This is a genomic window from Streptomyces piniterrae (assembly GCF_005048155.1).
Taxonomy (GTDB): domain Bacteria; phylum Actinomycetota; class Actinomycetes; order Streptomycetales; family Streptomycetaceae; genus Streptomyces; species Streptomyces piniterrae.
On the sequence record NZ_SUMB01000001.1, the window covers coordinates 295,521 to 309,731 of the forward strand.

Here is a 14,211-nt window from a genome sequence, read left to right on the forward strand (position 1 = left end):
GCTCGCCGCTGACCTGGGGCGACGCGAAATCGACGCAGGCGGAGCACCTGTTGACAGCAGGCGGTCGACGGCCGGTAGGTTCTGCCGAGTCCACCGAAGGACGTCCGATCGGGAGAGCTCCGCGCAGTCGTCGAACGCAGCTGGGCCATGGGGCGGTGCGCCACACCGGCACACCGCCACTGGGAGCCAGGTCCAGGACCAGAGGCACGGCGCGACGGAAGGTTTCGGCCGGCTGGGGGTCCCTCCCTGCTCCTCACGAGCCTGGGGGAAGGTGCGACCCGGGTGGGGCCCGGATGCTCAGTAGACAACGGCTTTCGGTCGACCCGCAGCCAGCGGGTCCCAGGTCGGCCCGAAGGGCGCCGGGCCCCGATCCGCCCACGCCGCGGCCCGCCCCGCACCGGAGGGACACCCTCCGCCTCACCACCCCGCACCCGCGATCGCGGCTACCCGATGTACGGTCAGCTCACCACCCCACGACCTGCAGGAAGGCCGCGACCGTGCCATCGGGTTCCGACACCACAGCAGAAGCCGTCAGCGGCACCTCGCCCGACGGCCCGGTGCCGCCCGCCGCGACGGATCCGGCCGCGACGGGCCCGGCCGCCGAGGCAGGTGCCACCGCCGAGCCGCACCGTCCCGGGCGCGCCCGGCGGCTGGCCGCGCTGGTCCGCCGCGAGGCCCCGTGCACCGGCCTCGCGATCGGCGCCGGCATCGCGCTGGCGCTCGCCTTCCCGCCCTACGACCTGTGGCCGCTGTCCCTCCTGGGCGTCGCCGCGCTCTCGCTGCTGACCCGCGGCCGTAGTGTCCGGCAGGGCGCCTGGACCGGCTTCGCGTTCGGTGTGCCGTTCTTCCTGATCCTGCTCAAGTGGCTGCATGTCGTCGGCTGGGACGCGGTGATCGGCCTCTCCCTCGCCGAGGCGCTCTTCCTGACGCTGCTGGGCGGGGCGCTCGCGGGCACCTCACGACTGCCGGCCTGGCCGCTGTGGGCCGCCTGCCTGTGGGTCGCCGAGGAATGGGCCCGCGACCGCCTCCCGCTCGGCGGCTTCCCCTGGGGCCGGCTCGCGTTCGCCAACACCGGCTCGCCGTTCACCCCGCTCGCCGCGCTGGGCGGCGCCCCCCTGGTGACCTTCGCCGTCGCCCTCGTCGGCGCGCTGCTGGCCGCGTGCGCCGTCATCCTCTGGGGCCTGCGCGGCTCCGGCACGCTGCGCCGGGCGATCCCCGCCTTCGAGGCGTTCGGACTCGCCGCCGCGCTCACCGCGGCCGGCGCGGCCGTGCCCGTCCCCACCAAGGCCGATGACACCGTTGACATCGCTGTCGTGCAGGGCAACGTCCAGCAGGCGGGCATGGACTTCCTCGGCCGCCCGATGATGATCGTCGACAATCACGCCACGGCCACCGAGAAGCTCGCCGCCGACATCAAGGCCGGCAAGGCCAAGAAGCCCGACCTGGTCATCTGGCCGGAGAACTCCTCCGACCTCGATCCGTTCCAGTACCCGCAGGCGTACGACCGGATCGACGAGGCCGTGAAGTCGATCGGCGTCCCCGTACTCGTCGGCGCCCTCATCGACCACCCCTCCAAGAAGGGCTATGTCTTCAACGAGGGCATCGTCTGGGACCCGAAGAAGGGGCCCGGCGCCTCGTACACCAAGCAGCACCCGGTGCCGTTCGGCGAGTATGTGCCGTTCCGGGAGCAGCTCAGCAAGATCATCACGCGTTTCCAGCGGGTGCCGCGCGACTTCTACCCGGGCGACCACACCGGCGTACTGAAGATCGGCCCCGCCCGGCTCGGCGACGTCATCTGCTTCGAGGTGGCCTACGACGAGATCGTGCACGAGACCGTCGGCGCCGGCGCCCGAGCCCTGGTCATCCAGACCAACAACGCCACCTACGGGCGCACCGGCCAGCCCGAACAGCAGCTCGCCATGTCCAAGCTGCGCGCCGTCGAACACGGCCGGGCCGTGGTCACCGCCGCCACCAGCGGCATCAGCGCCGTCGTCGCCCCGGACGGCACGGTCACCCACCAGATCCCCGAGTTCACGCAGGGCGTCGTCTCCGCGCGGATCCCGCTGCGCGACGAAACGACGTTGGCCGACCGCGTCGGTGCGGCTCCCGAGTGGGTGCTCGCTATCGTGGGGCTTCTCTCCTGTGCCGCGGCGACGGTGATCGGCCGGCGGGGGCGTACGAAGGACGAGAAGGGGCAGCAGTGACAGACGGCGGTCAGCGGCAGTACGGTCCGCTCGGCACCACGTTGGTGATCATTCCGACGTACAACGAGGCGGAGAACATCAAGCCGATCGTCTCGCGGGTGCGGTCCGCCGTCCCCGAGGCGCATGTGCTGATCGCGGACGACAACAGTCCGGATGGCACCGGCAAGCTGGCCGATGAGCTCGTCGCCCAGGACGAGCAGGTCCACGTCCTGCACCGCAAGGGCAAGGAAGGGCTCGGCGCCGCCTACCTCGCCGGCTTCCAGTGGGGCATGGACAACGGCTACGGCGTGCTGGTGGAGATGGACGCCGACGGTTCGCACCGCCCCGAGGAACTGCCACGGCTGCTGACCGCCCTCAAGGGCGCCGACCTCGTGCTCGGCTCGCGCTGGGTGCCGGGCGGCCGCGTGGTGAACTGGCCCAAGTACCGCGAGCTGCTCTCCCGCGGCGGCAGCACCTACTCCCGCCTCCTGCTGGACGTCCCGATCCGCGATGTCACGGGCGGTTACCGCGCCTTCCGAGCGGAGACCCTCCGGGGCCTGGGGCTGGCAGAGGTGGCCTCGGCGGGCTACTGCTTCCAGGTCGACCTCGCCCGCCGCGCCGTACTGGCCGGCTTCCACGTCGTGGAGGTCCCGATCACCTTCGTCGACCGGGAATTCGGCGACAGCAAGATGAGCCGCGACATCGTGGTGGAGGCGCTGTGGCGGGTCACGGCCTGGGGCGTCGGCTCCCGGGTGGCCAAGCTCCGCGGCCGCTGATCGCCGGCTCCGCCACCGGCCCGGGAGGAGCCGTACGGCGACCCTTCGGGGGCGCTGTCGGTGCGGCCAGGCACACTTGAGGCATGACGTTCGGAGCAGCCACGCCACCATCGAGTCCCCGCCCGCCCAGGCGCTCGCGCGCCCGTCGGTTCGTGCCGTTGGGCGTGGCCGCCTGGATGGTGCTGGAGATCTGGCTGCTGTTCGTCGTCGCCCGTGCCACGAACGGTCTGACGGTCTTTCTGCTGCTGCTCGGCGGTGCGGTCGCCGGCGGGTATGTGATCAAGCGGGCCGGCCGGCGCGCGTGGCGGAATCTCACCGAGAGCCTGCAGGCCGGCGGTGGTCCCACGGCGGCCGCGCCGTCCGCGTCGGCGGGCGGCGGCAATACGGCCGCGATGATCGGCGGGCTGCTGCTGATGCTGCCCGGACTGATCTCCGATGCGCTGGGCCTGCTCTGCCTCTTCCCGCCCTTCGCGCGGCTGATGGGCCGCCGTGCCGAGAAGCTGCTGAACCGCCGGGCGGGCTACGCACCGGGGTCGTTCGGTGACGCCTTCCAGCAGGCACGTATGCACAGGCCGGACGGCAAGATCGTCCAGGGCGAGGTCATCCGGGACGAGGAGGAACCCTCGCGCGCACCCCGCCAGGACCGTCAGGACCCGCCGCTGACCCGCTGACCCGGCCGACCCGCCGAAGGCGCACAAGGGCCGGGCCACTGCGGAATGCAGTGGCCCGGCCCTTGTGCTTGCTGCTCAGCGCGTCCGGTTGTCAGGCGGACTTGCGGTTGCTGTCGCGCGGATGCACGGCAATGTTCATGGTGCCGGAGCGCAGGACGGCCAGCCGCTCGGCCAGCACCTCCTCGAGCTCCTCGCGGGTGCGCCGCTCCATGAGCATGTCCCAGTGCGTACGCGCGGGCTTCCCCTTCTTCTCCTCAGGGCCATCGCCATCCACCAGAAGAGAGGGTGCACCGCATACCTTGCACTCCCACTCCGGCGGAATCTCGGCCTCAACCGAGAACGGCATCTCAAATCGATGTCCGTTCTGGCATGCGTACTCCACCGCCTGGCGCGGGGCCAGGTCGATGCCGCGGTCGGTCTCGTAGCTGGTCACCACGAGTCGCGTGCCGCGGAGAGCTCGCTCACTCATGAATCGTGCCTCCCGGGCTTGTCGCCCACAGGACAGGTGTCGCTGTCGTCGTCATCCGGTCAACGTCCGGTCGGCGGTGAAGATTCCCGAAATTGGGACATGCTCCCAGGCGCTGCGCGCCGATGCCTTCCTCGTGCCGCCCCTTGTTGTACCCACCAATGCCCGGTTTGTCACATCTGGCAGCAGATGTCACCCAGCGCCTTCAATTGCTAAGCGCGCAGTAACGGTCCGCCTGGTGAGCCAAAGGCGTATACTACCGGGCCGCCTGCCCCAAGCCTAAATCCGGTCGGGTACCGGATTCCCGGCAGCCGCGATCGCCCGCCGCACCGGAACCCTCGCCAGCAGTACGAAACCGGCCAGAAAGAACGCCACCAGGGAAACGATCGCGTCCCGGTAGCTCCCGGTCAGCTGATAGGCCACCCCGAAGACCAGCGGACCCAGCCAGCTCACGCCCCGGTCGCTCATCTCGTACGCGGAAAAGTACTCCGCCTCCTTGCCGCGCGGTACCAAGTGCGAGAACAGTGAACGGGAGAGCGCCTGGCTGCCGCCCAGGACCAGGCCGATCCCGGCGGCCAGGGCGAAGAACCACACCGGCGCCTTCGCGGGCAGCACATAGCCCACCCCGATCGTCAGCGCCCAGGCCACCAGCGAGCCGAGGATCGTGCGCTGGGCGCCGTACCGCCGGGCCAGCCGCCCCATCAGCAGCGCCCCCGCCGCGGCCAGCACCTGCACCAGCAGTATCGCCACGATCAGCGTCGACTGATCCAGCTTCAGCTCCTCGGAGCCGTAGACGGAGGCCTGGGTGATCACCGTCTGTACGCCGTCGTTGTAGACGAGATACGCCAGCAGGAAGGCGAGGGTCAGCGGATGGTGGCGCATATCGCGCAGCGTCTCCCGCAGTTGGCGCCAGCCCCGGCCGAGCGAGGCGCCGGCCGCCGCGTCCCGGGCGCCGCCGGCGGCCACCGCCCGCCGGTCGCGCAGCCGGCGAAGCGGGATCAGGGTGAAGCCGCCCCACCACAGGCCGGCCGTCGCCAGGCAGATCCGCACGGCAGTGCCCTCGTCGACGCCGAAGGAGTCGTGCCCGGCGTAGAGCGCCAGATCCGCGAGCAGGACCAGCGCCCCGGACGCATAGCCGAACGCCCAGCCCCGGGAGGACACCGCGTCCCGTTCGTCGGGCTCGGCTATCTGCGGCAGGAACGAGTTGTAGAGCATCATCGACACGACGAAGGAGACATTCGCGATGATCAGCAGCGCTCCGCCCAGCAGATAGCGCTCGCCGCCCAGGAAGAACATCCCGCTCGTCGCGGCGGCGCCGGCGTACGCGCACCAGCCCAGCAGTGGTTTCTTGCGGCCGGTACGGTCCGCCAGCGCCCCCGCGACCGGCATCACCAGCACCGAGAGCAGCAGCGAGGCGGACACCGCGTAGGCGAAGAACGACCCCGCGCGCACCGGAACGCCCAAGGGATGGACGAAGCCCTCGGCATCGGCCGCAGCCTTCGCCACCGACGTCAGGTACGGCCCGAGGAAGACCGTCAACACGCTTGTCGAATAGACGCTGTTGGCCCAGTCGTACCAGTACCAGCCGCGCTGTTCGCGGCGTCTGGCATCCGCCTCGTCCGCACCTGCGGTCATGACTTGTGCGCTCACCGAGCCCACCCCCGTCTTCCTGTCCCCGTCACGGCGGTGGCGGCCGCCGGGCCGGGAGTGTGCGGGGACACCGTCAGACCCAGGAGCCGCGTTCGGTCAGCACCGCGCGCAGGGTCCCGATGTGATCGGTCATGATGCCATCCACCCCGAGATCCAGCAGAGTTGTCATCCGCGCGGCGTCGTTCACCGTCCAGACGTGGACCTGCATGCCGAGCGCATGCGCGGCGCGCACGAAGAGCGGGTCGACCACGGGGATGCCGGACTGCCGCTCGGGGACCTGCACACACACGGCGCTGCGCCGCACCGCCGCGCCCAGCAGCCGGTCCAGCGGCAGCGCGCCCCGGCCGTACGAGCGCAGCCGCAGGCCCGCCACACCGCGGGTGCCGAGCGAGGTCGCCATCCGGGAGCCCGCCAGCCGCTGCGCCCGCGCCACCCGGGCCTCCGAGAACGAACCGACGCACACCCGGTCCCAGGCGTCGGTCCGGCGCAGCAGTTCCAGCAGCGGCTCCAGGGCGGCCTCCGCCTTTATGTCGACGTTCCAGCGGGCCTCCGGGAACTCCTCCAGGAGTTCCTCGAACAGCGGCAGCGGCTCCCGGCCGCCGACGCGGGCCTGGCGCACCGCACGCCAGGGGAGCTTGCTGATCGCGCCGCGGGCGTCGGTCACCCGGTCCAGCGTCGCGTCGTGAAAAGCGACGAGCTTTCCGTCGGAGGTGGCATGGACGTCGGTTTCCAGATAGCGGTAGCCGCTGTCCACCGCGCACCGGAAGGCGGCGGCGGTGTTCTCCAGGCCGTCCGCCGCCCCGCCCCTATGAGCAAAAGGGAGCGGAGCGGGGTGATCGAGATAGGGGTGGCGCAGTCGTATCGCTGAGGTCACTCGGGCAGTATGGCGTGCTCGGGTTTCGGCCCTCCGCGCGCCACCACGGGCGACGGCTGCTCGGCCAGGCCCCTGATCGCGAAGCAGCGGATGAAGAACTGTGCCAGTGGTCCGATGGCCAGCGCGTAGACGACCGTGCCCACGCCCACCGAACCGCCGAGCAGGAAGCCGGCTGTGAGGACCGTCACCTCGATGCAGGTCCGCACCAGCCGCAGCGGCTTGCCTGTTCGCCGGTGCAGCCCGGTCATCAGCCCGTCGCGTGGTCCGGGGCCGAAGCGGGCGGAGATGTAGAGGCCGGTCGCGGCACCGTTGAGGACCACGGCGAAGGCCAGCAGCGGGATACGGACGCCGAGCGCGTCGGACTCGGGCACCAGCGCCAGCGTCCCGTCCATCACCAGACCGAGGATCACCACGTTCGACACCGTGCCCAGCCCCGGACGCTGCCGCAGCGGAATCCAGAGCAGCAGGATCAGCGCGCCGGAGACGATGGTCACGGTGCCGATCGAGAAACCCGTATGACGGGAAATGCCCTGATTGAGGACGCTCCATGGCTCCAGACCGAGGTCGGCGCACAGCATCAGCCCCATGCTCACGCCGTACAGCACCAGCCCCAGATAGAGCTGGACCAGCCGGCGCGGCAGCAACGCCCGCCGGGCGGCGGGCCCACCGGCTTTCCCGGCTTCCCCGTTTCCTCCCGCTTCCTCGGCTCCCTCGGTGATCGACACGGTTTCCCCCTCCTGGAAAGATTGGACTGGCACATGAGAGGATGTGGCATGTCCGGTCTTCGAAAGAAGAGCCAATCCGGGGAAGGTGGACTGATCTTCATGGCTCAGTGGACTTCGGCGGTAGGTGCGCCCCAACTCGCCCGGCTGCTCCGGTCCCAGGACCCGCGAGCCGCCGAACTCGCCGTCGGCGGCCGCAAGTTGCCCGCCTACCGCAGCCTCGCCGACGGCGTACGCCTCCTCGTTCTGGAAGGCCGGGTACCGGTCGCCGCCCGGCTACCCGCCGAGCGCGAGCTGGCGGCCGCGTTCGGCGTCAGCCGGACCACCGTCGCCGCCGCCTACGAAGCGCTGCGCGCCGAAGGCTTCCTGGAGTCCCGGCGCGGCTCCGGTAGTTGGACCGCCGTCCCGGCCGGCAACCCGCTGCCCACCCGCGGGCTGGAGCCCCTCCCCCCGGAGGCCGCCGGCTCCATGATCGACCTCGGCTGCGCGGCCCTCCCGGCCCCCGAACCGTGGCTGACCCGCGCGGTCCAGGGCGCCATGGCCGACCTCCCGCTCTACGCCCACACCCACGGCGACTACCCCGCAGGGCTGCCCGTCCTGCGCCAGGCCCTCGCCGACCGCTACACCGCCCGCGGCATCCCCACCATGCCCGAACAGATCATGGTGACGACCGGGGCGATGGGTGCCGTCGCCGCCATCTGTCGCCTCTTCACCAGCCCCGGTGAGCGGGTGGCCGTCGACTCCCCGTCCTACGCCAACATCCTCCAGCTGATGCGGGACGCCGGCGCCCGGCTCGTCCCGGTCGCCCTCGGCGAGCGGCTGGCCGGCTGGGACATCCCCGTCTGGCGCCAGGTGATGCGCGATGCGGCCCCCCGTATGGCGTACGTCGTCGCCGACTTCCACAACCCCACCGGCACCCTCGCCACCGAGGAGCAGCGCCGCCGCCTCGTCGATGCCGCGCGCTCGGCCGGCACCCTGCTCGTCGTCGACGAGACGATGACCGAGCTCCAGCTCGACGAGGACGCCGAACCGCCGCGCCAGGTCTGCGCGTTCGACCCCGCGGGCAGCGCCGTGATCACCGTCGGCTCGGCCAGCAAGGCGTTCTGGGCCGGTATGCGGATCGGCTGGGTGCGGGCCGCGCCGGACGTCATCCGCAGCCTGGTCGCCGCCCGCGCCTACTCCGACCTCGGCTCACCCGTCCTCGAACAGCTCGCCATCGCCTCGCTCCTGGAGACCGGAGGCTGGGAGGCGGCCGTCGGGATACGGCGCGAGCAGGCCCGCGAGAACCGCGACGCCATCGTGGCCGCGCTGCGCAAGCACGTCCCCGACTGGGAGTTCAGCGTCCCGCGCGGCGGCCTCACCCTCTGGGCGCGGACCGGCGGACTCTCCGGTTCCCGTATCGCCGAGGCGGGGGAGCGGCTCGGGGTGCGGGTGCCGTCCGGCCCGAGGTTCGGCGTCGACGGTGCCTTCGAGGGCTTTGTACGGCTGCCCTTCACGGTCAACGGAGCGGTCGCCGACGAGGCCGCCGTCCGGCTGGCGGGCGCCGCCCGGCTGGTCGCGACCGGTGCGCCGGTGGAGTCGGGGGCGCGGCAGGCGTTCGTGGCCTGACGGAACTGGCTGCCTGAGGGAACCGGCTCGACGGAACCGTCCTCACGGCCCATGGGGCGCACGGAGCGTGTGGAACGTATCGAGCGGACGGCCGGCTTCGCGGCGACCCACGGGCGGGTCGGTGCAGCTCAGCCCTCAGCCCTCAGCCCTCGGCGCGAGCGGTCGTCTCCGCCGGCCCGTTGACCGCGAAGGGCTGGCCCGCCCGTACGGTGCTCATGCGGGTGGTCGCGGCCATCGGCTCCGCGTCGGTCGGTGCCTCCGCGGCGGGCCCGTCGTCGGCGTCCGGCTCGTCAACCACGAGCGCCTCGACGGTCGGCGCGGGCTGCACGACGGCCAGCGGCGAGGCGACGGTCAGCGGCTTGGTGAACGCCGCCTCGCCGGCCGGAACGGTGGGCTCCGGCAGCAGCTCCAGGACGGCCCGCCGATGCACCTCGCTCGCGCCGTCGTCGAAGGGGTCGGGCGTGGCCGGCACCTGGAGCCGCAGGACCGGTCCTGCCCCCAGCCGCGCATAGCCGCGCCCCGGAGGCACCTCCGACGTGGGGGTGGTGTGCGGCGGTGCCCCGAGCACCGCCCGCACCACCTCAGCGGTCGCGGGACCGAGCACAATCCGCGCTTTGGTGTGCGCTCGTACCGCGTCGCTGAGCATTCCGGCGGTCTCGAACTGATCGGCCACGACCACCGTGACATTGGCCGCCGGTCCGTGCCGCAGCGGCACCTGGAGCAGTCGCTGCGGATCTTCCCGGCCCTCCGCGGCCGCGACATGGGCCAGCGCGGTGGGACGGTCCGCGATGATCCACAGCGGCCGGCGGGTGTCCTCCGGGGCGTTCAGGCCGATCTGCCGCGCCCGGTTCGTATCGATCAATCGCCGCTCGGTCTCGTGCGCGGCCCACTCCAGCGTGGCCAGCGCTCCCGACAGCCCGCTCTCCACCCCCATCACCCCGCTGCGGCCGGCCAGACACGCGAACTCGCCGGTGCCGCCACCGTCGATGACCAGCACATCGCCGTCCTGCAACGCCTGCAGCGCGATCGAGCGCAGCAGAGTGGTGCCCCCCGTCCCCGGCTGCCCCAGGGCGAGCAGATGCGGCTCGGTGGAGCGGTCTCCGGTACGCCACATCACGGGCGGCGCGTTGCGCCTCTCGTCGTCGCCGTGCACGACCGGGACGGTTCGCGCGACGGAGTCCGGGTCGGTGAACCCGAGCACCGTCTCGCCCGGCGAGGTGATGAAGGGCTGCGCCGCGATATCGGTGGGCAGCGCGGCCAGGACGCTCAGGACCAGTTCATTGGCCTCCTCGTCCCAGGCGAAGTGGTACTCCCGGCCGCGGCCGCACTTGACGTGCAGCAACTGCTCGATACGGGCCCGGGACTGGGGCTCCCCGTCGGTGAAATAGGCCGGGTACTTCAGGCGCAGGCGCTCCAGCCGCGCGCTGTCGTCGAAGGCGTACTCGGTGAAGACCTGCTCCCAGTCGCCGTCATGGGCGTAGAGCGGGCTGGGGTCGGCGCCGGCGGAGAAGTACGGCACCAGCGCCTCGTACAGGGTCTGCAACCGCCCGGTCTCCGCCTCGTCGGGAACCTCGGCCTCCGCCGCCTCGGCGCGGTCCCGCCCCGCCCAGGCCGCCACTCCCATCACCGAGATGAGCGCGAGCAGCGGCCCGTACGGGACCAGCGCCACGACCAGGACGCACGCGGCGACGGAGAAGAACAGCGGACCACGACGCTCCTTGGGCGTCTCGGACCAGCGCTCCCGGCCGGCGGCGACCAACCGGCGCAGTCCACGGCCGATGGTGATCAGCGGATGGAGCACGTCGGTGGCGCCGTCGGCGGCGGTGCGCGCGAGGCGTGTGCTGTCGGTCAGGATGCGGGGCAGGGAGTGCCGGGCCACATCTGTCTCCTGTTGCTCGTGCGAGGTTCGTCAACGGCTCGGCGCGGGAGACGAGCCGGTGGGTGAAAGGGCCTAGATCTTCAGCCCTCCAAGAAGGTTGGCCAGGCTCGCGCCGCCGGCTTTGATACTGGGCGCGATGGCGGAGCCGGCGAGATAGAAACCGAAGAGCGCGCAGACCAGGGCGTGGGACACCTTGAGGCCGTCTTTTCGGAAGAACAGGAAGACGACAACGCCGAGCAGAATGACGCCGGAAACGGACAGAATCATGGGTTCTCTCCTGGGTGGTGGGGACGGTCACCATGAGCTCTTCCAGCCTCGCCGCAACTATCAAGCCGTCAAAAGATGCAAATGGGCGATTTATCGTTGAAACCCCTCAAACGGACGTAGCCCGTGAGGGAGCCTCATCGCGGCTTGGCACAATCGTCGGGTGCCGAAGAACAAGCCGAAGAGCAAGCCGAAAAGCAGGCCCGACAGCAAACCCAAGAGCAAGCACGAGAGCAAGCCGGAGAACGCGCCGCGCCGTGCGGAAGCCGGCGCCCCCGCCGTCACGTCCGCCTCGCCCTGCCCCTGCGGGCGCGACGCGACCTACGGCGACTGCTGCGCCGCTTTCCACCAGGGGCGGGCCCATGCCCCCACCGCCGAGCGGTTGATGCGCTCGCGCTACAGCGCCTTCGCGGTCGGTGACGCGGGATATCTGCTGCGCACCTGGCATTCGACGACCCGGCCCGACGCCCTCGAATTCGAGCCGGCGCAGCGGTGGACCGGGCTGGAGATTCTCGGCACCACCGGCGGCAGCGCTTTCCACACCGAGGGCACCGTGGAATTCCGCGCGCACTACACACTGCGCGGGCACGCCGACAGCCAGCACGAGAACAGCCGCTTCGTCCGTGAAGCGGGCCAGTGGGTGTACGTGGACGCGCTGGCCTAGCGGCTCAGTGCCCGCGCAGCTGCTCGATCTCGCGGCGGTCGCGCTTGGTGGGACGGCCGGTGCCGCGGTCGCGCAGTGCGATGACCGGCGCCTCCTCGCGCGGCGGGGCCGGCGGGCTGTTGTCGATGAAGCACTCGGCCGCGACGGGCGCGCCCACCCGCTTGCGCACCAGCCGGGTGACGACCACGATCCGCTCCCGGCCGGCGTGCCGCAGCCGCACCTCGTCGCCGTTGCGCACGCCGTGGGCCGGCTTCACGCGCTCCCCGTTGACGCGTACGTGCCCCGCGCGGCAGGCCGCCGCCGCCATCGAGCGCGTCTTGGTCAGCCGCACGGACCAGATCCAGCTGTCGATGCGGGTGGTGCCCTCGTTCCCCTCGTGTGAAGCCATGCCACGACTCTAGAACCCGGGGGGCGGGGGCGGGCGCTAGGCGGGCGGTTTCCTGCTCGTCTTCTTCGCGGCGGCCTTTTTCGCAGTCGTCCCGGCCGTGTCTTTGGCTGCGCTCCTGGCCGTGCTCTTGACCGTGCTTTTGGTCGTGCTTTTGGTTGTGCCTCTGGTCGTGCTCTGGCGCTTGACGGTGGTTTTCCCGGCCGCGGCGGTGCTCCCCTTTGCCGGGGTCTCCTTTGCCGTCGTCTTCTTCCCCGCGGTCTGTTTCGCCGCCGCCTTCTTCGCCGGCTTCCGCCCCCGTATCGGCGTCACGGTCGCCGACTCCGTCCCCGTCCCCGTCTCCGCCCCGGCCCCCTGCGCCGCCCGCACGCTCTTCTCCAGTGCGGCCATCAGGTCGATGACCTGGCCCGCGGCCCTGCCGGTATCGACGGCGACCGGCTCCTCACCCTCCAGCTTCGCGGCGACCAGCTGCTCGACCGCCTCGCGGTAGTCGTCGTGGAGTTCGGCGGGATCCAGCTCGCCCAGCGAGTCCATCAGCGTCTCGGCGAGCTTGAGCTCGTTCTCGCGGATCTGGACGTCCTTCGGCGCCACACCGTTCGCCGGCCGGATCTGGTCAGGCCACAGCAGCGAGTGCATCACGATCGCCCCGTCGTGCGCCCGCAGCATCGCCAGCGACTCCCGGCCGCGCATGGCCACCTTGCCGATCGCGACCTTCCGGTGATGCTCCAGCGCCTCCCGCAGCACCGCGTACGGCTTCATGGCCGAGAGACCGTTGGGGCCCAGGTAGTACGCCTTGTCCAGCTGGAGCGGATCGATCTCGTCGGCGTCGACGAACGACAGGATCGCCAGCGTCTTGGCGGTCGGCATCGGCAGCCTCGACAGGTCGTCGTCGGTGATCGGCACGATGGCCTCCTCCTCCGGCGCCTGGTAGCCCTTGCCGACCTCCTCGTTCGGCACTTCCTTGCCGTCCAGCTCGCAGATCTTGCGGTACTGGATCGGCGCGCCGTCCTTCTCGTGGATGCGGACGAAAGAGACCGACGAGGTGCGGTCGGTGGCGCTGTAGGTCTTCACCGGGATGTTGACCAGGCCAAATGAGATGGACCCATTCCATACAGATCGCATGTTCTATCCCTTGTGTGGGATTTTGTGTGGGATTCTCATCGTATGTCCCCGATCACCGTCGTGGAGGGGCGGCGCCTCTCGCTGACCAACCTGGACAAGGTCATCTATCCCGAGACCGGCACCACCAAGGGGGAGGTGCTGCACTACTGCACCACCACCGCTGACCCGCTCCTCGCCCACCTCCGCGACCGGCCGGTTTCCTTCCTGCGCTACCCCGACGGTCCCGACGGACAGCGCTTCTTCACCAAGAACGTGCCACCCGGCACACCCTCCTGGGTGAAGACCTGCGAGGTGCCCCATACGAGCGGCGAGGCCACCCGGCAGGTCCTCATCCAGGACCTGTCCTCGCTGGTCTGGGCCGCCAACCTGGTCGTCGAGCTGCACGCACCGCAGTGGACCGACGACGTCCCCGGCTCAGCCGACCGCCTCGTCTTCGATCTGGACCCCGGCGAACCGGCCACCATCGTGGAGTGCTGCACCGCCGCCCAGTGGCTGCGCGACCGGCTGTCGGCCGACGGACTCCCGGTCTACGCGAAGACCAGCGGCTCCAAAGGCCTGCACCTCATCGTGCCCATCGAGCACACCCCCTCGGAACGGGCCACCGCCTACGCCAGGGCCCTCGCCATCGAGGCCCGCGCCGCGCTCCCCGACCTCGTCGTGCACCGGATGACCAAGGCGCTGCGCCCCGGCAAGGTCTTCATCGACTTCTCCCAGAACGCCGCCGCCAAGACCACCGCCGTCGCCTACACGCTGCGCGCCCGCGCCATGCCCACCGTGTCCACCCCGGTCACCTGGGACGAGGTCGCCGCCTGCACCGAACCGGGGCAACTCTCCTTTCTCTTCAGCGATATCGCGGCCCGCCGCGAGCGCCACGGCGATCTGCTCGCCCCGCTCCTCGACCCCGGCCACGCCGCCCCGTTGCCGAAGTCCGCTTCGTAACCGGGTCC

At 71.1% G+C, this 14,211-nt stretch carries 14 protein-coding genes; 6 read left to right on the forward strand and 8 right to left on the reverse strand.

The window, feature by feature from the left end:
- The first annotated feature begins 497 nt into the window (after positions 1 to 497).
- The 3 genes from lnt (at position 498) to fxsA (ending at position 3,630) form a co-directional block, all read left to right on the forward strand.
- Positions 498 to 2,204 carry an apolipoprotein N-acyltransferase gene (gene lnt / locus FCH28_RS01160; RefSeq protein ID WP_136737756.1) on the forward strand — a complete coding sequence of 569 codons (1,707 nt, stop codon included), beginning with the start codon at positions 498 to 500 and terminating at the stop codon, positions 2,202 to 2,204.
- Positions 2,201 to 2,959 carry a polyprenol monophosphomannose synthase gene (locus FCH28_RS01165; protein ID WP_136737757.1) on the forward strand — a complete coding sequence of 253 codons (759 nt, stop codon included), beginning with the start codon at positions 2,201 to 2,203 and terminating at the stop codon, positions 2,957 to 2,959. Before lnt ends, FCH28_RS01165 begins: the two co-directional genes overlap by 4 nt.
- Positions 2,960 to 3,042: 83 nt before the next feature.
- Positions 3,043 to 3,630, forward strand: coding sequence for an FxsA family membrane protein (gene fxsA / locus FCH28_RS01170; protein ID WP_136737758.1), 588 nt, complete (start codon positions 3,043 to 3,045; stop codon positions 3,628 to 3,630).
- A gap of 91 nt (positions 3,631 to 3,721) precedes the next feature.
- On the opposite strand, the gene FCH28_RS01175 is transcribed toward fxsA, so the two are convergent.
- From FCH28_RS01175 to yczE, 4 genes are all read right to left on the reverse strand, one after another.
- Positions 3,722 to 4,099 (reverse strand): RNA polymerase-binding protein RbpA, encoded by a 378-nt coding sequence (locus tag FCH28_RS01175; RefSeq protein WP_026170122.1) that lies wholly within the window; start codon positions 4,097 to 4,099, stop codon positions 3,722 to 3,724.
- Between the two features lie 276 nt (positions 4,100 to 4,375).
- A complete protein-coding gene (locus FCH28_RS01180) occupies positions 4,376 to 5,731 on the reverse strand; it encodes an MFS transporter (RefSeq protein ID WP_136738310.1) in 1,356 nt (451 codons plus the stop codon).
- Positions 5,732 to 5,819: 88 nt separating this feature from the next.
- Positions 5,820 to 6,620, reverse strand: a complete 801-nt coding sequence (locus FCH28_RS01185) for a glycerophosphodiester phosphodiesterase family protein (RefSeq protein ID WP_246102236.1) — start codon at positions 6,618 to 6,620, stop codon at positions 5,820 to 5,822.
- Positions 6,617 to 7,264, reverse strand: coding sequence for a membrane protein YczE (gene yczE, locus FCH28_RS01190; RefSeq protein ID WP_136738312.1), 648 nt, complete (start codon positions 7,262 to 7,264; stop codon positions 6,617 to 6,619). The genes FCH28_RS01185 and yczE overlap by 4 nt, the downstream gene beginning before the upstream one ends.
- Before the next feature lie 180 nt (positions 7,265 to 7,444).
- On the opposite strand from yczE, the gene FCH28_RS01195 reads away from it, so the two are divergent.
- A complete protein-coding gene (locus tag FCH28_RS01195; RefSeq protein ID WP_136737759.1) occupies positions 7,445 to 8,950 on the forward strand; it encodes an SCO1417 family PLP biosynthesis transcription factor in 1,506 nt (501 codons plus the stop codon).
- 142 nt (positions 8,951 to 9,092) lie between these two features.
- On the opposite strand, the gene FCH28_RS01200 is transcribed toward FCH28_RS01195, so the two are convergent.
- Together FCH28_RS01200 and FCH28_RS01205 are read right to left on the reverse strand one after the other, a co-directional pair.
- Entirely contained in the window at positions 9,093 to 10,829 is a 1,737-nt protein-coding gene (locus FCH28_RS01200; RefSeq protein WP_136737760.1) for a hypothetical protein, read from the reverse strand.
- 72 nt (positions 10,830 to 10,901) lie between these two features.
- The gene (locus FCH28_RS01205) at positions 10,902 to 11,096 is read right to left on the reverse strand and encodes a hypothetical protein (protein ID WP_136737761.1); all 195 of its coding nucleotides are present in this window, start codon (positions 11,094 to 11,096) and stop codon (positions 10,902 to 10,904) included.
- A 160-nt stretch (positions 11,097 to 11,256) separates the two neighbouring features.
- On the opposite strand from FCH28_RS01205, the gene FCH28_RS01210 reads away from it, so the two are divergent.
- On the forward strand, positions 11,257 to 11,757 hold the full coding sequence (locus FCH28_RS01210) for a YchJ family protein (protein WP_169314016.1): 501 nt from the start codon (positions 11,257 to 11,259) through the stop codon (positions 11,755 to 11,757).
- 4 nt (positions 11,758 to 11,761) lie between these two features.
- Here FCH28_RS01210 and FCH28_RS01215 read toward each other — a convergent pair whose 3' ends face one another.
- On the reverse strand, positions 11,762 to 12,145 hold the full coding sequence (locus tag FCH28_RS01215) for an RNA-binding S4 domain-containing protein (RefSeq protein WP_136737762.1): 384 nt from the start codon (positions 12,143 to 12,145) through the stop codon (positions 11,762 to 11,764).
- Between the two features lie 36 nt (positions 12,146 to 12,181).
- Positions 12,182 to 13,264, reverse strand: a complete 1,083-nt coding sequence (ku, locus tag FCH28_RS01220; protein ID WP_136737763.1) for a non-homologous end joining protein Ku — start codon at positions 13,262 to 13,264, stop codon at positions 12,182 to 12,184.
- 42 nt (positions 13,265 to 13,306) lie between these two features.
- Here ku and ligD point away from each other — a divergent pair, with 42 nt between their 5' ends.
- On the forward strand, positions 13,307 to 14,203 hold the full coding sequence (gene ligD / locus FCH28_RS01225; protein WP_136737764.1) for a non-homologous end-joining DNA ligase: 897 nt from the start codon (positions 13,307 to 13,309) through the stop codon (positions 14,201 to 14,203).
- The last annotated feature ends 8 nt before the right edge of the window (positions 14,204 to 14,211 follow it).